The 20,434-nt window shown below is 68.9% G+C and carries 16 protein-coding genes and 2 pseudogenes; 10 read left to right on the top strand and 8 right to left on the bottom strand.

The window, feature by feature from the left end:
* Positions 1 to 469: 469 nt before the first annotated feature.
* From ACWC94_RS31905 to ACWC94_RS31890, 4 genes and pseudogenes are all read left to right on the top strand, one after another.
* Entirely contained in the window at positions 470 to 1,687 is a 1,218-nt protein-coding gene (locus tag ACWC94_RS31905; protein ID WP_450800759.1) for an acyl-CoA dehydrogenase family protein, read from the top strand.
* A gap of 318 nt (positions 1,688 to 2,005) precedes the next feature.
* A complete protein-coding gene (locus tag ACWC94_RS31900) occupies positions 2,006 to 2,308 on the top strand; it encodes a DUF6506 family protein (protein ID WP_450800758.1) in 303 nt (100 codons plus the stop codon).
* A 117-nt stretch (positions 2,309 to 2,425) separates the two neighbouring features.
* Positions 2,426 to 2,998 (top strand): GNAT family N-acetyltransferase, encoded by a 573-nt coding sequence (locus ACWC94_RS31895; protein WP_450800787.1) that lies wholly within the window; start codon positions 2,426 to 2,428, stop codon positions 2,996 to 2,998.
* 293 nt (positions 2,999 to 3,291) lie between these two features.
* A pseudogene (locus ACWC94_RS31890) lies at positions 3,292 to 3,717 on the top strand (hypothetical protein); the annotation flags it as partial.
* Between the two features lie 10 nt (positions 3,718 to 3,727).
* On the opposite strand, the gene ACWC94_RS31885 reads toward ACWC94_RS31890, so the two are convergent.
* Positions 3,728 to 7,564: a HEAT repeat domain-containing protein gene (locus ACWC94_RS31885; protein WP_450800757.1), complete on the bottom strand. Its 3,837-nt coding sequence runs from the start codon at positions 7,562 to 7,564 to the stop codon at positions 3,728 to 3,730.
* A 183-nt stretch (positions 7,565 to 7,747) separates the two neighbouring features.
* Here ACWC94_RS31885 and ACWC94_RS31880 point away from each other — a divergent pair, with 183 nt between their 5' ends.
* Complete coding sequence (locus ACWC94_RS31880; protein WP_450800756.1) at positions 7,748 to 7,918, top strand: hypothetical protein; 171 nt, start codon at positions 7,748 to 7,750, stop codon at positions 7,916 to 7,918.
* A 765-nt stretch (positions 7,919 to 8,683) separates the two neighbouring features.
* On the opposite strand, the gene ACWC94_RS31875 is transcribed toward ACWC94_RS31880, so the two are convergent.
* The gene (locus tag ACWC94_RS31875) at positions 8,684 to 10,078 is read right to left on the bottom strand and encodes a hypothetical protein (RefSeq protein WP_450800755.1); all 1,395 of its coding nucleotides are present in this window, start codon (positions 10,076 to 10,078) and stop codon (positions 8,684 to 8,686) included.
* Positions 10,079 to 10,517: 439 nt separating this feature from the next.
* On the bottom strand, positions 10,518 to 11,090 hold the full coding sequence (locus ACWC94_RS31870; RefSeq protein ID WP_450800754.1) for a TetR/AcrR family transcriptional regulator: 573 nt from the start codon (positions 11,088 to 11,090) through the stop codon (positions 10,518 to 10,520).
* Positions 11,091 to 11,213: 123 nt separating this feature from the next.
* Here ACWC94_RS31870 and ACWC94_RS31865 point away from each other — a divergent pair, with 123 nt between their 5' ends.
* The 4 genes and pseudogenes from ACWC94_RS31865 to ACWC94_RS31850 all read left to right on the top strand — a co-directional run bounded on the left by ACWC94_RS31865 (position 11,214) and on the right by ACWC94_RS31850 (position 14,456).
* Positions 11,214 to 11,654, top strand: coding sequence for a nuclear transport factor 2 family protein (locus ACWC94_RS31865; RefSeq protein WP_450800753.1), 441 nt, complete (start codon positions 11,214 to 11,216; stop codon positions 11,652 to 11,654).
* A 194-nt stretch (positions 11,655 to 11,848) separates the two neighbouring features.
* A pseudogene (locus tag ACWC94_RS31860) lies at positions 11,849 to 11,993 on the top strand (IS5/IS1182 family transposase); the annotation flags it as partial.
* Between the two features lie 163 nt (positions 11,994 to 12,156).
* The gene (locus tag ACWC94_RS31855) at positions 12,157 to 12,582 is read left to right on the top strand and encodes an effector-associated constant component EACC1 (RefSeq protein WP_450800752.1); all 426 of its coding nucleotides are present in this window, start codon (positions 12,157 to 12,159) and stop codon (positions 12,580 to 12,582) included.
* A complete protein-coding gene (locus tag ACWC94_RS31850; RefSeq protein ID WP_450800751.1) occupies positions 12,579 to 14,456 on the top strand; it encodes a caspase, EACC1-associated type in 1,878 nt (625 codons plus the stop codon). The genes ACWC94_RS31855 and ACWC94_RS31850 overlap by 4 nt, the downstream gene beginning before the upstream one ends.
* A 71-nt stretch (positions 14,457 to 14,527) precedes the next feature.
* Here the strand turns inward: ACWC94_RS31850 and ACWC94_RS31845 are convergent, their stop codons facing one another.
* From ACWC94_RS31845 to ACWC94_RS31825, 5 genes are all read right to left on the bottom strand, one after another.
* Positions 14,528 to 14,911: a hypothetical protein gene (locus ACWC94_RS31845; protein WP_450800750.1), complete on the bottom strand. Its 384-nt coding sequence runs from the start codon at positions 14,909 to 14,911 to the stop codon at positions 14,528 to 14,530.
* On the bottom strand, positions 14,908 to 15,321 hold the full coding sequence (locus ACWC94_RS31840; RefSeq protein ID WP_450800749.1) for a hypothetical protein: 414 nt from the start codon (positions 15,319 to 15,321) through the stop codon (positions 14,908 to 14,910). Before ACWC94_RS31840 ends, ACWC94_RS31845 begins: the two co-directional genes overlap by 4 nt.
* Positions 15,322 to 15,345: 24 nt before the next feature.
* Positions 15,346 to 15,762, bottom strand: coding sequence for a hypothetical protein (locus tag ACWC94_RS31835; RefSeq protein ID WP_450800747.1), 417 nt, complete (start codon positions 15,760 to 15,762; stop codon positions 15,346 to 15,348).
* An 8-nt stretch (positions 15,763 to 15,770) separates the two neighbouring features.
* The gene (locus ACWC94_RS31830) at positions 15,771 to 16,190 is read right to left on the bottom strand and encodes a hypothetical protein (protein ID WP_450800746.1); all 420 of its coding nucleotides are present in this window, start codon (positions 16,188 to 16,190) and stop codon (positions 15,771 to 15,773) included.
* A gap of 122 nt (positions 16,191 to 16,312) precedes the next feature.
* Entirely contained in the window at positions 16,313 to 16,822 is a 510-nt protein-coding gene (locus tag ACWC94_RS31825; protein ID WP_450800745.1) for a hypothetical protein, read from the bottom strand.
* A gap of 527 nt (positions 16,823 to 17,349) precedes the next feature.
* On the opposite strand from ACWC94_RS31825, the gene ACWC94_RS31820 reads away from it, so the two are divergent.
* Entirely contained in the window at positions 17,350 to 20,286 is a 2,937-nt protein-coding gene (locus ACWC94_RS31820; RefSeq protein WP_450800744.1) for a BTAD domain-containing putative transcriptional regulator, read from the top strand.
* Positions 20,287 to 20,434: the final 148 nt, after the last annotated feature.

The raw sequence follows: 20,434 nt of genomic DNA, 5'->3' as shown, positions 1-20,434 counted from the left end.
CGCTGACCCCGCTGCTGAGGGAGTACCTGAGGGCGCAGAGCCTCGGTAGCCTCGCCGACCGGTTCGCCAGTTCAATGCCCACATCCCCGCTCTCCACTGCCCGGGCTGCGCGCGAGGCCATTGCCTAGCGCCTGGACGCCCTCAGGCAGGACGCGAGGCTCACTGGGCTTGAACTGGTACAGCGGTGCGGCTGGCACAAGTCGAAAGCGTCCCGCATCGCACGGCCAAGACAGCACCGTCCGACGACGACACTCGGGCATGATGCCGGGCATGCAGCGCAGAAGATCAGGCGGCAGACCTCATTGCCGCCTCCCGCACCGCCGAATCCATGGTGAGGGTGTCGTGGATGAGCTCGGCTACCAGGTCGGCGAGTGGGGGCCCTGGCCACGAGCGTGGGTGATGATATGCGGTGCCGGGACTGGCCGTCGGCCTCTCACCCGGCCGGTTCAGGTGCGAAGGAGGACCTCTCATGACGATGGGCGCCAGGAATCGAGTCGCGGGACCTGCCCCGGACATCGAACAGGCCACCCTCCCCGGACGGGCCGCAGCCTTGGTCGAGTTACTCCGGCGCAATGCCTCCCGCACCGAGCAGGACCGCTGTGTTGCCGCGGAGAACATCGCGGCGCTCGATGAGGCCGGCCTGTTCAGTCTCGCCGTTCCCCAGCGGCTTGGCGGCCACCAGGAACCCATCCGCACGCTGGTCGAGGTGAGTTCCGAACTCGGCCGCGGCTGCGGATCGACCGCCTGGACCACCAGCTTGATCAACATCTCGGGCTGGCTCATCGGCCTCTATCCCGAACGCGCCCAGCGTGAGGTCTACGCGCAGGATCCCGGCACCCGTGCCTGTGCGGTCCTGCCACCCCACGGGACCGGCAGGACAGTCGACGCAGGCACCGTCGTCACCGGACGATGGGGTTTTGCCTCCGGCTGTCTCCACGCCCGATGGGCGCTGGTCGGCATGACGCTCACCGGCGAGCGCGGCGAGCACCTGGACCAGGCATTGGCTCTGCTCCCGATGGACCAGCTGACGATCGAGGACACCTGGCACGTTGCCGGGATGCGCGGTACTGGCAGCAACACCCTCGTCGCCGACGGCGTCTTTGTCCCAGCCCACCGCATTCTGTCGGTGACGCAGGCGCTCCGGGGCGTCTACCCGACCGAGTTCAAGGATGAGACCCTGTACCGCGCGGCGTTCGTCCCCACGCTCGCCCTGTCGCTCGCCGGTCCGCTGCTGGGCCTGGCCCGCGGCGCAATGGAGCTGGTGCTGGCCTCCCTCGCCACGGGCCGGGGCATTTCGCATACGCACTACGCGCAGGCACGCGAGGCACCCTCCACCCAGATGCAGCTCGCCGAGGCAGCATCATTGATCGATACCGCCACCCTGCACCTCATGCGTGCCGCGGACGATGCGGACAGCTGGGCGGCGAGCGGCCAGTGCATGCCCCTGATCAACCGGACCCGGGCGCGCATGGACATCGGCACAGTCGCCCGCTGCTCACGAGAGGCACTGGACCTCCTGCTGAGCGTCCAGGGGGCCCGGAGTTTCGCCGACGACAGTCCGCTGCAGCGCATCTGGCGTGATCTGGAGACTGGCACGCGGCATGCCATGGTCAACCCCGCCATCGCGACCGAGATGTATGGCCGGGCCCTGCTCGGTATCGAGGACCAGATCACCCCGCTAATCTGAACGGGCAGCGCTCGACGACGTCCGGACGCCCCGCTGCTCTCTGCTGCCTTGGGAGATCCGTACGGGTGAACACCCTGTTTCCACCGTGGGCCTGGAACTCCCCAAGTCGATCATGCCGTTGGCGCAGGCTGGACGCCGCCCGCCGGGACCCGGGACCTGACCGACCCCACGTTGCATGCGCTCAGCGGTTTGGAACGTCCAGCGAGTTGACGGGCAGCTAACGAAGCTGTGCACGCGGTGCTATCGCCGACTACCCCGTACTGGAACAACACTGACTGGGCACGTACGCAGGAATGGCAGTGAGGGGAGCGTGCCGACATGGCACTCACAGACTTCGGATTCATCTACACAGCGGCTGGATGTGCGGAAGGAGGAAACTTCAGCGTAGTCGACACGGGAAAGTGCCGGTGTGTGTTCGTGGGTGTGGCGAAGCCCGAGGAGGGCGCCGACGTCGCGCGTCGGCTGGTGAACGAGGGCGTCCAACTGATCGAACTGTGCGGAGGGTTCGGGCCTGTGTGGGCTGGTCAGATCATCCAGGCCATCGACGGTGTGGTTCCTGTGGGCACTGTTGGTTATGGTCCCGAGGCAGTCGACCAGGTGGCCGCGATCTTCAACGCCTGAGAACCGTCCTGCCGCTGCCCGGTGCGCATGGTCGATGCTGTGCCCCGCGGTTCGGTCGTGTGAGGGAAGACCTGTTGCGTTTGCTCGCTGAGTGACCAGAATCAGCGGGTGCAGATCATGTCATTCCCTGAAGAAGCCGTTCCGACCGAGCTGCGTGTGCAGGTGAGGGAGCTGCAGGAGGAGGCGTGGCCGTCCCCGGCCGGGGCGGGCGCCGCTTCTGACACCGTGGTTCACGATCCCGCGCTGCAGCCGGTGTCGATGCTGCTCGTGGACGACACGACGGTGGTGGCCGCACTCGACATTCTCCGTAAGGAGATCGTCCATGCGGGTCAGCACTATGCCGCCGGCGGGCTGAGCACGGTGGTGTCGCGCCGGCAGGCTCGGGGGCGGGGGAACGGCCGACGCCTTGTGTCTGCGGCCCGGAACATGATGATCACGCAGAAACTGGACCTTGGCCTGTTCACATGTGACCGGCCGCTCCAGGCGTTCTATGAGAGCGCCGGCTGGCGGTTGCTGCCCGGGACGGTGCTGATCGGCGGGACTCGGCAGGAACCGTTCCCCAGCGACCAGCCGGGCTTCGACAAGGTCACCATGGCGGACTTCTTCTCGCACCGGGCTCGGGCGACGGAGGCGTCCTTCCTGGACAGCCGCGTAGAACTGTTCCCCGGGCGGATCGACAAGCTCTGGTGACGTCGCCGCGGGTCGGGCGTACTGCCGGATTCGGACAGGTTGCTTGTTTCCGGCCAGGCCGTCGTTGTGCCCGCGATCGGTGGGGTGGCACCCCAGGGGATGTCGCTGCCGCGGTCGGCCTCGGTGGCCTGGAACCGGTAGGAGTCGGCGGACAGCTGAGGCGGCCGTTCTCCACGTTGCGCGATGTCGATTCACGAAGCACGAGAGAACGGCCGCTGGCTCTGTGTCTTGCCACCGACGCGCCCGCAGGGCAGGCCTTGGCTCTGCTCTCCCGCTTTCCGGCCGAGTGGTACGCGGCCACCCTGACCGGATGCAACCGCAACGACGTCACCCGGCTCATCCCACGCCCTCCAGACCGTGCCGCCCGTGCGCGGCAAGCGCGGCCGGCCCCGACGCCGCTCGGACGTGGTGCTCGACGACCGCGGCTACGACCACGACGAGTATCGCCGCCTGGTCTGGGACCTCGGTGTGGAGCCGTGGATCGCCCGCCGCGGCACCGAGCACGGCTCCGGCCTGGGTACCGACGCTACGTCGTACAGCGCGCACTCGCCCATCTGCACTGGTTCCGCCGTCTGCGGTTCCGCTGGGAAAGCCGCGACGGCATCCACGAAGCCTTCCTCCCTTCGGATGCGCACTCAACTGCTGGCGACCAAGCTCGGCGTCTCCTACTGGACGCTCGAACGCGCCCTCGGCACCGTGCCGAACTGACAGCCGGCTGAGGCCTGACCACTACCACTCGTCGGAGAAGCGGTCGGCAAGCGCCTGGATCTCCGGGTCGTAGGGCCAGCGTTCGGCGAGTGTCTGCACAGCCACCCGTTGCAGGTCCCCGTCGGAGTCGTCGGCGGCCCGCTCGCGTAGCAGCGCCTCGGTGACGGGGTCGTCACGCCAGCCGCCTGCCAGTGCCCGGATCGCCGCGCGTCGGCTGATGGTGTCGGTTTGGCTGGTGACGATTCGCTGGAGCAGGGCGCCGGTCTCTGGGTCGTCGCGCCAGCCCGCCGCCAGGCGGTGAATGACGCCCGCGCGCAGGTGCTCGTCGGGGTCAGCAACGGCGAGTCGGCCCAGTAGGGCGGCGGTCTGCGGAGTGCGGCAGCCTGTGACGAGAGCCTGGACGGCGGCCCAACGGACGTATGGGTCGGTGTCGTTCTCGGCTCTGTCGCGTAACAGCGCGACGGTGTCGGGGTGATCGCGCCAGCCGGCTCCGAGCGTCCGTACCGTCGTCGCGCGGACCAACTCGGCGGTGTCGGCGACTGCGAGTCTGCGAAGCAGCGAACCGGTTTCCGGGTCGTTGCGCCATCCGGAGGCGAGGGCGAGGACGGCCACCTCGCGGTCCCGCACCCTGCCCTTGGCATGGGCGACGCTGCGTAGCAGTGCCGCAGCGTCGGGATCGTCGGGCCAGATGGAGCCGACGGCCCACAGCGCGGCCAGCCGCACCGGTTCGCTCGCGTCGGAGGTGGCGAGTTCGGACAGCCACGGCAGCGTTCGCGGATCGGTGTGCCATCCCGTGGCCAACGCCCGCACCGCGGCCACCCGGACCGTGCCGTCGGGGTGCGCCACGGCCCGTTCATGCAGCAGCACGGGGGTCTTCGGATCGGTACGCCGGTTGACGACGAGGTGCTTGAGGGCGGTGTGTCGCGGATCCTCCGCGGGTGGTGGGAACGTCGACAGGGCTGCGGCAGGGTCGACGGGCCGGGTCTCCGCGCGGACGAGCGCCCGTTTAGCGGCCTCTCGCACCCATGCCTCGCTCCCCGCGTCGCCGGCGACCGAACGCAGCAGCGCCACGGTCCGCGGATCGTCGGGCCAGCCCTCGACGAGGATGTCGAAGACGGAGGTCCGCAGGTGCGGGTCCGGATCGCGGGCAGCGCACTCCAGTACCACCGCCGCAGCGTCCGGGTCGTGCGGCCAGCCGTCCGCGACGCATTTCACCGCGGTCAGGCGGACCCGGTCGTTCCGGTCACCGGTGGCGCGTTGGCGTACCTCGACGAACGTGTCGGGTTCGTCGCGCCAGCCGTCGCAGAGTGCGACGAGCGCCCCCTGCCGGAGGTACGGGTCGGCGTCGGAGAGGCAGCTCCGCAGCCAGTTCACGGTGGATCGATCTGATGTGCGCATCATCGCGAACAGCTGCACCGAGCCGTACCTGACGTTTCCCTCGGGGTCTGTCTCGGCGAACTCGCGCAGCAGTCCGGCGACCTGTGGATCGTCGGGCCATTCCTGGATGAGCGCGCGTAGCGCTTCCTCTCTGTCGGCGGGAGTGGAGCCGAAGACCGCCTGACTGACCAGGCTCTCACGGAACTCGCCGTTGTCACGCAACAGCGCGGCGCCGACTCGCGCGGCCGGCGGTACCTCGAACCAGGCGAAGTCCGAGCCCTCCCTCATGACGCTCAGGAATTGGCCGTGCGCCAGGTACCAATCGTGGTAGCGCCGGCGGATGGTGGAGTTGCGCGCGCCGAGCCGGCCGAGCACGGGCGGTAGCGTCTCCACGACGGCGCGGGTGACCGGGGAACCGGGGAACGCCCGCTCCGCGACCATGTGCTCGATCAGCGCGATCACCGCGTTGACGACGGCGGAGGACTGGGCGGGCAGCGCGCCGGGGTCACGAACCTCGCCGAGGCACCGCGCGGCGAGCACGATGTGGTGTGGTGTCTCACCCGACGACGACCCGGGTCGCCGAACGAACCACAGCGGATCGGCCGCGAGGAGGTGGTCGACGATCTGGGCTGCGAGACGCGGTTCGACCATTCCCGCGACAAGGACGAGGATTTCGTGCCAGGCGGGGTCGGCCCAGTGCTCGCCGTACACCTGGCGAATCAGGGCATCCCCGGTCAGGCTGCGCTCGACCGTGAGCCGGTGCTGGATTTCCGCCGCGGCGAGGTACTCAAGGAGGGCGCGGTGGGGGAATCCATACATTCTTTCGCCGAAGTGACTGAGGATGCTGTTCCGCGCGCCGAACTCATCGAGCATCGCGCGGGCGAGAGCCATGGAACGATCAGGTGGGAACTCATGGCTTTCGCGCAGATAGCCATCGAGCTCCCTGATCAACTCCCGGTCACGCAGCAGGTTTCCGCCTGTCCCGACCGGGTCGTCCTGCATCCGACGGGCTACGCGGCCCAGCAGTTCCAGCCGGTCGCACTCACGCAGGCGGCCCGCTTCCTCGGCTATCCGCTCGTCGTGTGCGTATCGGCTTGGATCCCACTGCGCGATGAAGGCACTCACGGCATGCTCGTACACTCCGCGCCGGTCCCGCGGCAGGTCCTGGTGCTCGCCGCGAAGGGACAGCATGGTGAGCATCAACGGGTTGCCGGCCAGTTCACCTGCTGCCGGTGAATCGTCGATGGCCGCCAGCAGCCGGTCGCGCAGGCGGGCCGCCTCGGCTGGGTCCGCCGGGAAAGCCGACCGGTACCAACGGGTCACGAACGCGTCGATCTGTGTCCGGTCGAAGTCCTGCAGCATGTACGCGCGGAAGCCCTCGCGTTCGAGCACCGCCCGCTGGTACTCGATCACGCGGGACGTCACCACGACACGGGTGCTCGGGTAGCGCTCCGCGAACCCGGCGATCTCTTCGGTGACTTCCTCGCGCAGTCGCGGGTCGAACAGTTCGTCGAGCCCGTCGAAAGTCACCACCGCGCGGCCACCGTCGCGCAGGTACCCCTCGAGGACGTCTCTGGGCAGGCCCCGCCCCTTGGTGTGATGCAGGCGGTCGACGAGATCGAGGAGGCTGCACGTGCGCCATCGCGGGTTGGCGTACGCGCGCAGTTCCACCAGGAGGGGCAGCGATCCGGCGAGCGGGGCAAGGTAAGGGTCGGTGCAAAGGCCCGAGTCGGCGTCCGTCGCCTCCGCGAGCGCGAGGGCGAGGTACCGGGCGAGCGACGACTTGCCCGAGCCCGGGTTGCCGAGGAGCACGACCCGCTGAGCGGACTGTTCGGACAGCACCTGCCAGACCCGGCGGACCGGGCGGTCAGGACATGGCCGTCGGACGCGGTCCAGCGCTTCGACGTCGCTGACCGAGGGCACGTCGTACGGCAGCTCTCCCGCCGGCGGATCCATTCGGACCGACGGGGCGACGAACACGTCTTTCAGCCGGAGCGGCGGACGGCCGACCCTGTCGCTCCCTGCCAGGACTTCGACCTGCGCGTACCGTCGGCGCAGCGCCGCGAAGTATGCCTTGCGCGCCGCGTCGAACCCGTGCGGTCTCGTACCGGCCCGGCTGGGGGGACGGGAACTCTTGGCCTGCTCGTACCGGGTCTTCCACAGCTTCCTTGTTTCCTCCCGCACCCGCTTGGTGTGGGCCGGTCCACTGCTGGGATCTGACCGAGGATGCTCAGACCATTCCAGCAGGACCTCGACCAGGGCCCACAGGTCCTCGAAGTCCTTGGGCGGCGTGCCCTTTTCGAACCAGCCGCCGACGGTGGTGTTCCGCAGCGGCGGTAGCTCGCTGTTTCTCCGGCGCTTGCTGGCCTCGGCGATCGCGGCCTTCCGCTCCCTGCCCTTGAGCGCTGTCGCCTCCAGCTTCTGCAGTTCCTCGCGAAGCCTCTGCCGTTCGGCGCTCAGCTCCCCCTTGGTGCTGCTCACCATGTCCTCCCTCGCGCGCCCCGGATCCGGCGACTCCTGCCGACGGCTGGGGCGTCAAGCCTGCGACCTGGGCCTTTCCTGCTGCTGTCCATCCGATCCGGTAAAGGTTCCTCATCGCAGTGGGGTCCTGTGAGATGGGCCGGGCGCGGTTCGACGGACGGCCGCACGGACGGAGGGACTGCCATGGATGTCACTGCCTGGGCCTTGGTGCCCGTGGCCGGCTTGCTGGTTACGGCCGCCACGGCAGTATCGATCGTGGTGGTCGCGCTGAGGGGGACTGCCTCACGCGACCGCGCCACGGTCCTCAAGGCCGTTGCCGAGGTGATCCGCGCGGTACGCGGACGCCGTTCGTGAGCGGACGCCATCGACTCGGCGGCGCCCCGCGCCCCAGGTCCGCATTCCGCTCCGCGTGCGCGCCCCTTCCCCGGTAGCCAGGCCGTCAGCTCCTCCGCCACGAGGGCGACCACCTCGGTCGGGTACTCCGCCTCCCCCCGGGAAACCGGCCGTGCCGGGTTTGGTACTTCAGCAGCGGCGCGAACCCCCGACGCGTCGCATCCCGTGTCCGCCCCGAGCTCCAGCTCGTCGTCGAGCACCTTGCGGATCTCGAGCAGCTCATCCATCCCCACTGGCAGTCGCCCCACGGGCACACATATTGCCGGACAGCTCGGACCAGTACCGCAGAACGGCAGTGCATCGAGGAGCGTCGGCGGAGCAGCGAGACTCCTGACCAGGTCACCGCGGCAGAGCTGCCCGAAGAGCTACGGTGAGGTCCTACTCCATCGCCGCTGCCGAAGAATCGGGGACTGCCGCCGCACAACGGCGAGGTGACCGTCGTGGAAGCCGGCGATGATCTGTGGCGCACGTACGACGCTCTGGCCGGACGCGTCTACGGACACCCGGTCGACGTCATCATGCGCCTGGGCACGCCGCGGACAGGCGGGTCGCGGTCCGCGACGGCTCGGTGATCGCTGGAGGCTGATCCCGCAGTTCTTCCTCGGACGGCCGGTGCCCGGTGCCGGCACCGCCTGCGGGCGCACCGCTCCTGAGCTCAGCGGCCCCTAAACCGTCAGCTGCTCGTATGTGGCTCAGACATGCTCACGAGCACGGGAAGCGTCGGCGTCAGCGAGGGACGCCCGCGGCGTCCAGGTACCGATGCATGACCTCCGTGGGGAGGCTGGGGTTGCGGAGGGCTCGGGAGGAGGTTTCCGGGTTGTTGCAGCTTTGGAGGATGAGGTCGACCGGCAGCGCGGGATGCGTGGTCGCCATGGCACGTACGCGTTCGTCGGGATCGGCGAGCAGGCGCATCACCACGTCGGCCGGCGCTTCCGTGTCGAGTCCCACCAGGCATCTCTTCTTCGGATCCGGGTCGTCGGCGAAGCGTCGGCCGGCGCCCGCACGGGGGAAGTTCGGGTGGTCGAGGAGAGCGCTTCTGGTGATGACTTCACAGTCCAGGTAGGTCTGCAGCACGACCTCGCCGTCGACGGTCGGCTGGTTCTCGCACAGCAGGAGTCGTACGGGGTAGTCGTCGTCCTTCGAGAGCAGTTCGACGGCGTCGACGGGCAGGTGCGGACTGTAGGCGGCACTGCGGCGCAGGAGGATGTTGGCGGACTGGGCGCACTGGCGCAGGACATCGGGATCGGCGCACCGGCGCACCCATTCGACGGGATGGAGCCGGTCGGACGGGCTGATGGTGACGTGAATGGTGGCACGTTCCTCCTCCGTCAGCTCGGGGCGTACCGACACCGCCAGCCGGACGCTGTGCGCATCGTCGCCGGCCAACGTACGGACGATGTCGAGGGGCACGTTGAGGTTGGCCGCCAGGTCCCGCCGGTCACTCTCTTGCCTGCTCGCCGCGAGCCGCTCGGCGGTGGCCGTACTCATGGCGCCGTGCCGGATCACCTCCTGCCGGTCGAAGGGCGGGAGGTCCGCGTCGAGAAGGAGATCGGTGTACCCCGCGTCGTCACGGCAGGCCTTCATCATCGCCGCTTCGCGTACGTTTTCGTCGGCGTCATGGAGCAGGCGGTTTCGGGTGTCCTCGCGGAGCAGGGACCACTCGCGGCAGGCTGCCTGCCGAAGGTCCGCGTCCTGGTGGTCGGCCAGCCTGGCGACCAGGCCCGGATCCGTGTGCCGGCAGGTGGCTGCGCTTCGGCGGACCGCCCCTTCCGGGTCGGCGAGCAGACGCCGCTGCACGGACAGGGGAAGTGGCTCCACCGGGATGCGGAACCAGTCGGGTCCGATGGCCAGAGCATGGCGAACCCGTGCGTCGGGATCGGTGATGAGCCGGGCGCGCTGTTCCGGCGCCACCGAGGGGTTCGCGGCGAACGCCGACCGCAGCCTGCGGTCGGGATGCGCGACGACGGCGTCGACCACCTCGTCCGGCAGAGGACGCCAGGCGATGGTGTTCCAGGCCGCAATGGCTTCCTCGCACAACAGCCTGATCAACACCTCGGCCGGTGCCGACGGATTCCACGCGATGGCATCTATCGTCTCGCGGTGAGTGCGCTTCTCGCACATGACTTCCCCCTGTTGGCCGGCGAAAGTCGCAGCCCCGCAGATTCTGCACGTGTTGCGTGTGGAGGGTCAACGTCAGCGATCATGCTCTGCTGGCGAGGCACCGGCAGAGGTCCGCGGCCTCGGGTGCGCTCCGCCCCTGTCTGCCGGCTTTTCTAAGGGTTGGATGTCCCTGCACGTGACTCAGGTGGGGAGCCTGGCGGTGCGTTGGGGGAAGTCCTGGATCACCGGGTGGAGCCGGATGAGCAGGGCGATGCCCCACCATGGAGAGCCGACGAGGCGGACGTTGCAGGGGCGGTGTGCGTGTGACGGACTGCTGTCCGGTTGGTGCGAGGGACAAGGCGCCAAGCGTTTGCTTGAGGCCGCCGGCTTCAGGAGCCGCCTCCCGACAAGTCGCGACTCGGGCCCGCCTCTGGTTCCCCGACACAGAGGCGCGGGCGAGTCAGTGCGGCCGAAGCCCACTGAAGACCACGTCGAAGACCCGCTCTCGGGCGATCGGGTCGGTCGTGAGCTGCTCCGTTGCCGCGCCGGTGCCGACGATCAGGGCGATCAGTTCCGGCAGACCCACCTCGGGGCGGACGGCCCCGGCCCGCTGCGCCGCGGCCAGGAGTGCGGCCAGCTGAGCCCGGATCAGCGTGGTCGACTCCTGCAAGGACGTGCGCAAGTCCACCCCGGCTGCGGCAAGCGCCCGGGTGAACTCCTCCTTGCCCGCGGACTGCTCCACCACCAGGCGGAAGCAGGTGAAGAAGGCCTGGCCAGGCTCGGCTTCGGCGGCCAGCTGCGCGGTCTTGGCCGTGATCGTCTCCAGCCTGCGCACCATGACCGCCTCCAGCAGCGCCTCCTTGGTCGGGAAGTGCCGGAAGAGCGTGCCGACCCCGACCCCGGCGGCGCGGGCGATCTCCTCCGTCGGCACGCCGATGCCGCGCGTGGTGAACACTTGCGTGGCGATGTCCAGCAGCTTGGCTCGATTGCGGGCCGCGTCCGCCCGCAACGGTCGCTCCGCAGCGTCGCTCACCCCGATCATCTCCCTTCTCTGTCCAAGGCGGATCCCTCCCTGGACAACCGGAGTGCCCAGTCCGTATCGTTCAATCGGAGCCGCTAGTCCGATTCTAGGGGCACACTCCGATGGGGGTTGACCATGTCTGCAACGGTGTCGCCGCGTGACGTTTTCCTCAAACTGCTGGGGGGCATCACCGCGGGGCGGTTACCGGAACTGGCCGAGCTCTACTCCGAGGACGCCGTGGTCGAGACTGCCTTCGAGCCGGTCGGGCCGCGGCGGTTCGAGGGGCGGAACGCGCTAAGGAAGAGGTTCGCGGAAGTTGCCGCGCATTCGCCCCTTGAACTTCACGCGACGAACGTGGTGATCCGGGAGACTGACGATCCCGAAGTGGTGGTTGCCGAGTGGGACTACCAGGTGCACCACCGGAGCACCGGACGGGCCTTCGAGTCCGCCAACATCCAGGTGCTGCGGGTCCGCGACGGCCTGATCGTCCACAGCCGGGACTTCCACGATCACCTGGCGTTCATCGTGGCCGGCGGCAACCTCCCTCAGCTCGTGACAGCACTGGAAGGTGAGTAACGGCTGCGGCCGCCTGGCCATCTCTACCTGCCAGGCAGCCCTGGCGGCCGGCGGGGGACTGCCTGGATCACTACGGCAGGGGGCGGGCCGGGTCAGTTCGGATGACGCAGTTGGAGATGCAGCGCGAACAGGAACAACTGCAGCACAAGCACCTCCAGTTCGAGCGGGAGTTCCAGGAAGCCGAGACAGACCGGCGCCGCGGAACACGGCACGGCACCGGGCTGAGGGTACCGGTGGGTGATCGAGCGCGGCTCCGCCCGGCTGCACGGCTTCCGCCGCCTGCGGATCCGCCGGGAACGACAGGCCGACATCCACGAAGCATTCCTCAGACTCTCCTGCTGCCCGATCACCCACCGGCAACTCAACCCAGTGAGTCAGCCGTTGTCAGCCGTACCCCGAGATCACGCTTGTTCCGCGCGGACCATGGTTCTGATGCGCAGGCGCAGAAGGCGAAGTGCTGAGATTCGGCCCGATTCCGGTTCTTGCGCGGGATGATGAGCGGGTGACATCGGCGACATCTCAAGAGCTGCGCATCCGTACCGAGTCCGCGTCCGGCGAGAGCGACCATGGGCCCGACGAGCTGAGATCCCTCTTCGACTGGTTGCGGCACGAGGACGCGCTGCGCGGACACGTACGCGTCGAACACGCTCCGATCACGCCGGGCGAGATGGGCGGCGGCCTGGACGCCCTGGTGGTGGCCATCGGTCCCGGCGGCGTGGGCGCGGCCGCCGTCGGCGCGCTGATCGGCGCTCTGGCCACATGGTTCCAGCATCGCCGTGCGGACCTGCGGATCACCGTCACCAACGAGAACGGACGCACCGTCGAGGTGGACGGCAAGCGCGTCGATGTCCCCGCACTGGCCGAGGTCGTCGAACGGTTGCTGGCGGACGGGCAGGCAGGCGGGGACGGAGAGGGGACGCCGGAGTGACCCGGTTCCCGGATCCGGCTGGTTCGCGGGCCGTTCTGATCGGCGTGAGCCGGTACGAGCACCCCAAACTGCCCGGCCTCCCGGCGGTGCGGGCGAACCTCGCCGATCTCAGGGCGGTCCTCACGGATCCGGTCAACGGGACTCTGCGGGACGAGCACTGCGTCGTGGTCGACGAGCCCCGGGTCCCGACCGACTTCGGCATCCCCGTCACCGAGGCCGCCGGCGAGGCCACGGACGTACTGCTCGTCTACTACGCGGGTCACGGAGTCGTCGACGGGCAGGGCAGGCTCCATCTGGCCGTGCTCCACACCGACCCGGCTCGGACGAGCGTGACCGCGCTCCCTTACGACGTCCTGCGGGAGGCGATGGTCGACAGTGGCGCGGCGGTCAGGGTGCTCGTGCTGGACTGCTGCTTCTCCGGTCGGGCGACCGGACCGATGGGGGAGGGGCAAGGGCTGATCAGCGGGCAGATCGACATCGCCGGCACGTACGTCCTCGCCTCGTCATCGGCGACCAAGCCCTCGCGGGCTTTGCCGGGCGCGACCCACACCGCCTTCACCGAGGCACTGCTCACGGCGCTGCGCCGCCCGGATCCGCTCACCCTCGACGCGTTGTTCGACAAGGTGCACCACCACCTCCTCGCCCGGTCATTACCACTGCCCCAGCGGCGGGTGATGAACACGGCGGGAGGCCTGACCCTGGTGAAGGGCCCGCCTACCGCGGCGCACCCCGGCGACACACCCCACGTCGAGGGGGCGCCGCCGACCCGGTGGAATCGGCGCGGGTTCCTGGTCGCGGGCTCCGCCGCCGGTCTGGCCCTCGGAGCAGCGGCCCTGGAAAGGCTGGTCAAAGGCGGGCCGGACCACGACACATCGGGCTCCAGCGGGCCGTCGTCGAGCGACTCCCCGGCGATGAAGGTGACCGGTGCGCCCTCTCCCGGGCAAACCCTCGTCGCTCACCAGGGAGCCGTCCTGTCGGTGGCGTTCCGTCCCGGCGGAGAGATCCTGGCCAGCGCCAGCGCCGATCGAACGATCCGGCTGTGGAAGGTGACCAACCCGGCGAAGAAGGCACCGCTCGTCTCCCTCACCGGCCCCACGGACAACGTCGACGCGGTGGCGTTCAGCTCCGACGGTGGCCTCCTGGCCGGCGGCGGCAACGACAACGCGGTCCGGCTGTGGAAGACGACCGATCCCGCGCAACCGAGACCGCTCAGCCGGCTGACCGGCCACACGGGCGCGGTCTTCTCGGTCGCCTTCAATCCCGACAGCACCATCCTCGCCAGTGGCAGCGCGGATCTGACGCTCCGTCTCTGGAATGTGTCGGACCCTGTGAAGCCGACACCGATGGGCCGTCCCGGCACCGGCCACACCGACGCCGTCCTCTCCGTGGCGTTCAGTCCGGACCAGAGCCTCATGGCCACCGGCAGCGCCGACAATTCGATCCGGCTGTGGAACGTGGCCACCCCGCCGGCCACCGTGGGCGTACCCGTCCCCGGCCACAAGAACCGCGTCCACAGCGTGGTGTTCAGCCCCGACGGCAAGATCCTGGCCAGCGCAGGAGGGGACCGGACGGTACGCCTGTGGAATGTGACCGACGTCGCGAACCCGACCCAGATCGGCGCCCCGCTGTCCGGTCACACGGACGCGGTCTACTGCCTCGCCTTCACCACCGACGGCAAAGTCCTGGCCAGCGCCGGCGCCGACAAGAAGGTCCGCCTCTGGAACCTGACCGACCCGGCCGAACCGAAACCACTCGGCCACCCTCTCGTCGGCCACACGGGCGCCGTTCACTCGGTCGCCTTCACCACCGACGGCAAGCTCCTCGCCAGCGCCGGCGCCGACAACAAGATCCGCCTCTGGACGGTCGCCCGCTGACAACGGCTGACACAAGGAGGAGGATCGACGCTGATGGCCGTGTCCGGGGGGCAGTTGAGCGTGCGGTCGGGTCAGGGGGTGTAGACCTCAGGGCCGTCGTTCGCGGTGGTGGCCTCGGTCGGGGTGATGTAGCCGTAGGTGATGTTGCAGGCGGCTGCCCAGTACGACTGGTTGAGCTGCGTCTGCCCGCGGTCGTTCCAGTTGAGGTAGTACGAGTGCCCGCAGTCGTCGTGGCCGCCGATGTAGAACCGCTCATCGGTGCTCGCGCCCACGGTGATGACCTGCCAGGAGAAGACGTTGCTCCCCTTGCAGACGCGGTAGCTCGCGCCGTGCGCGGTCTTGGCCCAGTCCGAGCAGCCCGGGTCCGCAGCGTGGGCCGAGCCTGCCCCCGTGCCGAGAAGGCCGGCGGCCGCGAGGCCGAGGGCTGCCAGGCTGGTGGAGATGTGTCGGCTCATCCGTTGACCTGCACCGTCGGTCCGTCGTCAGACTGGCTGGCCTCGGTCGGGAACATCGCCGCGTAGCTGACGTTGCAGCTCATGACCACGTAGTTGTGGTGGCCGCCGTTCGCGTCGTTGTAGATCCACTGGCTGTAGTCGTTCCAGTTGAAGGTGTAGACGTCGCCGCACACGTCGTGCACGACGACGTAGAACCGCTCGTCGGTGCGGGACTGGTAGGTGCTGACGTGCCAGTCGGCCTCGTTGGCGCCGCCGGTGACCAGGCCGATGCAGAAGTCGTAGACGGCACCGAAGTGGCTCTCGCCCAGGTGGCTGCACTGGCCGGTGGCGCTGGCGGTGCCTGCGCCGAGTCCCATGAGGCCGGCGGCTGCGATGCTGAGCGCGACGGCGGTGGCTATGCGTCTGATCATGTCTCTCCTTGGGGGTTGGAGGGGTCAGCCGGCGTCGGCCTCGGGACCGGACCAGTGGCCGGTTTCCTGCGGCCGCAGGATCGCCTCGAAGGTCAGGTCGCCCGCGGTGCAGGTGAACGTCGGGGAGTAGGTGAAGTCCCAGACCTGGTCGTTCTTGTCGTTCCAGTTGATGTCGTAGACATCGCCGCAGCCGCTCGCGAGGCGGAGGTAGAAGCGCTCGTCGGTGCTGGCGAACGTCGGGTCGACGGCCCAGGTGGCGTAGGCACGGTCCCAGGCGACGTAGCGCAGACACACCGTGTAGCGGGCCCCATAGTCGCTGTAGTAGGGCTGGGAGCAGAACACGGGCTCGTCGGCGTGCGCGGCGGCGGCGCCGAGGCCGACCAGGGCGCTGGTGGCCAGGCCGAGGGCCGCGAGGCCGCGGGTGAGGATGCGTCCGTTCATGGTACGGCTCACGCCTCTGCGACGGGGCCGCTGTAGTTGTAGGACTCGGTGGGCCACAGCTGGGCGTCGATCCCCCCGTTGGCCTCGCCGGCGGGGCAGCTGATCGCGAGCTGGCCGACGTTCTGCCCCGACTGGTAGATGTCGTTCCAGTCGGCGTTGTAGCCGTTCTGGCAGCCGCCGAAGACCTGGAGATGGAAGCGCTCGTCAGTGGTGTGGTAGGTGGTGTTGACCGCCCACTTCACGACGGCGTGGGCGTAGTCGATGTAGTCGATGCAGATGCGGTACTCGGTCTTGTAGTTGCTCCACATCTGGTCGGAGCAGCTCAGGGTGTCGGCGTGCGCGGCACCGGCTCCCAGGCCCACGGTGCCAGCCGTCGCGAGCCCCAGGGCGGCAGCGGCGCGGACGAGTGTGGCGAGTTTGCTTTTCATGCGTCCCCCATGCGAGTTGGCCTTGCGTGGACCCCGAGTTGGGAGGCTCGTCGCACCATTCCCATGCCAGATCGCAGCTGGATTGAGTGTGCCTGCTCAGCCTGGCTGTCGGGGCGATGGAGTCAGGCGGCGGGAAGGTAGTACCAATCCTGGTAGTAGTTCTCTCCGTTGGCGTTGCACCCGTTCTCCGGGAATCCATAGGTATCCCCGTAGCCACCATCAAGGCATACCCGGTATTGGAAGTTGAAGTAGTTGAGGTAGCCGTCGGCGCTGCGGGTGCTGGCCCATTCCTGGGACGGTGAGTTGTCGCAGGTGCGCGGAGACACCTCCTTGCTGGCTCCGCCGGGCGGCCCGGCCTGGTTCAGTACCGTGAGGCACTTGTCCAGGCGCGTGCTGCGGATCCGGACGTTGGCGTAGGCATGGTTGGGTGCGTCGGGGTAGACGGACTCGAGATTCCAGTCATCCTCGTTGCCCCACATGCCGCACTCACTGATGAAGCTGCCTTGATAGGGGTTGGCCCGGATGCACTGGCCGCCATCGGCGCTGAGGGCCCGAAGACCCAGCTGCTGATTCTCGATCCAGATCGAGGCGGACGCCGTTCCTGTCACGGCTGTGAAGACCGTGGCGGTCATGACGGCGAGAGTGAGTGCGGACCTCAGTATTGCCTTCATGGTGCAGCTCCTTTTGGCATCTCACGAAAGTGACGGCCTTGGGTCGCGAGGTTGGCCGCTCTGAGCCCTGGTGCAATCCCTGACCCGAAATCCAGAGCAACCCCCCGGATGTCAAGCCGAAGTTCGGTTGTCCTTCGCGGCTCCCTGATGCAATGCGGTGTGCTTCATGTCGACCGATCAGGGTTGGGGTCCTGCGCTCCAAGCGGGATTTGGACGTGTCCTGTGCCCGAGCGTGTCCGCATCGTTTTGGTCATGCCGCACCGGACACTCCCGTTCGCCAGACGTGCTCACCACTTGGATCCAGCCACCCCCCTTGGTCGCATCAAGTCCGGAATGCGAAGGCACTCTCCACACGTATTGCCGGCCCACCCGCCTTCGGTCAGCCCCGCTACGGGAACGCTATGGACACGGATCCGTCGGCCGTCCTAGATTCGTCCTACTGCGAGGTCAGCGGGGGTTGGCGCTAATCGTCACGGGCCGGGGGAAACATGAGATTCGGCTTACTGGGGCCGTTACGCGCCCAGATCACCGGACGCGAGGTCCGGTTCAACGGACCGCGGCAGGCCAAGATGCTGGCCGCACTTCTGATCGACGCCAACGACATCGTTGCCATGGAACGGCTCGTCGCCGTGATGTGGGACGGGAAGGCGCCCGCCACTGCCGTCCGCCAGGTCCAGGACGCTGTCTCCGGACTGCGCCGCAACCTCGTAGCCTGCGGAGCACCCGCTTCCTTGATCAGTACGCGGCGTGGCGGCTACGAGATCCACCTGGCCCCGGAACAGCTCGACCTGCTGGAGTTCGACCACGAGCGGCGCCTCGCCGAACAGCACACGGCCCCGTTCGAGACAGCTGTCGCGCTACGGCGGGCGCTGGCCTGCTGGCGTGGAAACGCCCTGGTCGACATCTCCAGCCGGGCCCTGGAGCTGGATGCGGCACGGCTGAACGAAAGACGCGTGGCGACGCACAAACAGTGCCTGGCCATCGAACTCGACCTGGGGCGTCATCGGGAGGTCATCGACGAACTGACCGCCCTGCTCCGCGAGAACCCCTACGACGAGGACGTCGCCGAACACTTGATCGTCGCCCTCTACCGGTGTCGGCGACAAGGCGAGGCGCTGCAGGTGTACGAGCGCCTGCGCCGGACACTGGCCGACGAACTCGGCGTCGATCCCACCCCGCCGCTCCAGGCGCTGCACCAGCGCATCCTGACCGCAGATCCCGCCCTGGCCGCTCCGGTCCCACCGAGCGGTTCCTCAGACACACCACCGGAGAGTCCTGACGCGGCGGCCGCCGGGCTGGCAATGGCGATGCCCGTGCGTCAACTGCCGTTCGACGTATCCGACTTCGTGGGCCGGGCCGAGGCACTGGCCGAGATCGCCGGACTGCTTGACGGGTCTGCGCCGAACCGGGCCCCGGTCGCCGTCATCACGGGCGGTCCCGGTGTCGGCAAGTCCTGCCTGGTGACGCATGCCGCGCGGCTGGCGAGCGCCGCCTTCCCCGACGGCCAGCTGTATCTCAACCTCGCCGCGACATCGGACGAGCCGCGGGATCCGGGGCTGATGCTGGCCGAGGCGCTACGCGCGCTCTCGATCGCCGGCAGCGCGATCCCGAACGGCCTGTTCGAGCGGGCCGCGCTCTACCGGTCGTTGCTGGTGGACCGCCGCATGCTGGTGGTGCTGGACGATGCCGGTCACGCCGATCAGGTGCTGCCGTTGCTACCCGGGGCCGACGGCTGTGCCGTGTTGATCACCAGCCGCACTCTGCTGACGCAACTTCCCGGCGCTCGGCACATCGACCTGGACGTGCTGAGCCCGGCAGAGGCGCGGGAGTTGTTCACCGGAATTGTCGGGCGGCGGCGGGTCGAGCGGGAACCGGCGGAGGCCGACGCGATCCTCGACTGCTGCGGCAATCTGCCGTTGGCGATCCGGATCGCCAGCGGCAAGCTCACGGGCCGCCCGGCTTGGTCGCTGCGGGTGCTGCGGGAACGGATCGAGGACGAGTCCCGGAGGCTGGCCGAGCTGAGGATCGGGGATCTCAGCGTGCGAGCCAGCGTCGAACTGAGCTTGCGGCTGCTGCCGGTCGACGCGGTGCGCGCGCTGAGCCTGCTTGGACTGCTCGGCGCCTACACCCTGCCCGGCTGGGTGGTCGGCCCGCTGCTGGACCGCTCGGACGCAGAGGAGGTGCTGGACACCCTCGTCGATGCCAGCCTGGTTCGGCTGACCGCCACCGACGCCATCGGCCAGCCGCGCTACCGGCTGCACGACCTGATCAGGACCTGTGCCGTGGAGATCGCCGCCCCGCTGCCGGTGACGGAGAAGCGGGACGCGATCATCCGAGTGCTGGCCGCCTGGCTCGAGCTGGTCGGGCGCGGCACCGATCGACTGCCGGCGGCCGGGTTGCTGGCCGCCGCCCCCGGTTCGGCACCGCGCCGGCCGCTGCCAGATGCGGTCGTGGACCGGCTGATGGCCGATCCGTTCGGCTGGTTCGACGCGGAAAGCGACAACCTGCTCGGCGCGGTGAAACTGGCCGTGGACTGGGGCCTGGACGAGTTGGCCTGGGAGCTGGCGGCCGGCACGGCGACCTACTACGACCACCGGTGTCTGTATCAGGACTGGCAGCACGGGCACCGGCTCGCGTTGGACGCGGCCGAGGCCGCCGGCAACGTGCGCGGCACATCGGTGCTGCTGCGCGGTCTTGGCCAGCTGCACATCTACCGAGACGAGTTCGACCAGGCTGCCCATGCCCTGGAGTCCTCCGTCGGGCTCTGCCGGGACGGTGGGGACAAGCGCGGCGAGGCGTTGTCCATGGCGATGCTGAGCACGGTCAGCCGCGTACAGGGCCGTGACGACGAAGCCCTCGAACGTGTCGAGCAGGCGCTGGCCATCGCGGTCGGTGTGGGTGACCGGCACATCGAAGCGCAGCTGTCCTGCTCAATGGCCGTGATGACGCTCATGCAGGGCAAACTCGACGAAGCGGAGCAGTGGTTCAACGGGGCCTTGCGTCAGGCCAGGGCACTCGACGACGGGCACCGGGTGGCGGTCGTGCTGCGGCGGTTCAGCCGGCTGCATGACCGGCGCGGTGATCCGGACGAGGCGCTGCGCTGCCTGTGGCAGGCGTTGGCCACCTTCGAGGAACTGGCCGACGAGCGGTGCGCCGCGTACACGCTGCTGGAAGTCGGCCGCGTGTACGCCGGTCAACACGACCGGGACCGGGCGAGCCCGGCGTTGGAGCGCGCGGCGGGTCTGTTCCACCGGCACGGCGACCGCCAAGACGAGGCCACGTGCTGGCAACTGATCGGCGACCTGGACGCCGCCGCCGGCGTCCACCACATGGCGCACCGGCACCGAGGGCGGGCGCTGCGGCTGTGGGAGATGATCGGAGACATGAACCAGACGAAGGCTCCGGCCCGACCATCGTCGCCGTGATGCGGGCCACGCACGCCTGAGCAACTGCTGTTCTCCACCGAGGTGCACGCGCAGGCGCGGCTGCTGAGGAACCCAGCTACTTCGCCCCGCCCGTCGATGGTGGGGACGTTAGAAGTGGGCGATGCTGATGGGCTCTCCCGGTAAGGGC

The organism is Streptomyces sp. NPDC001135, from assembly GCF_053598395.1.
The sequence above is the reverse complement of the archived record's forward strand: the minus strand, read 5'-3'. Positions and strand labels throughout refer to the sequence as shown.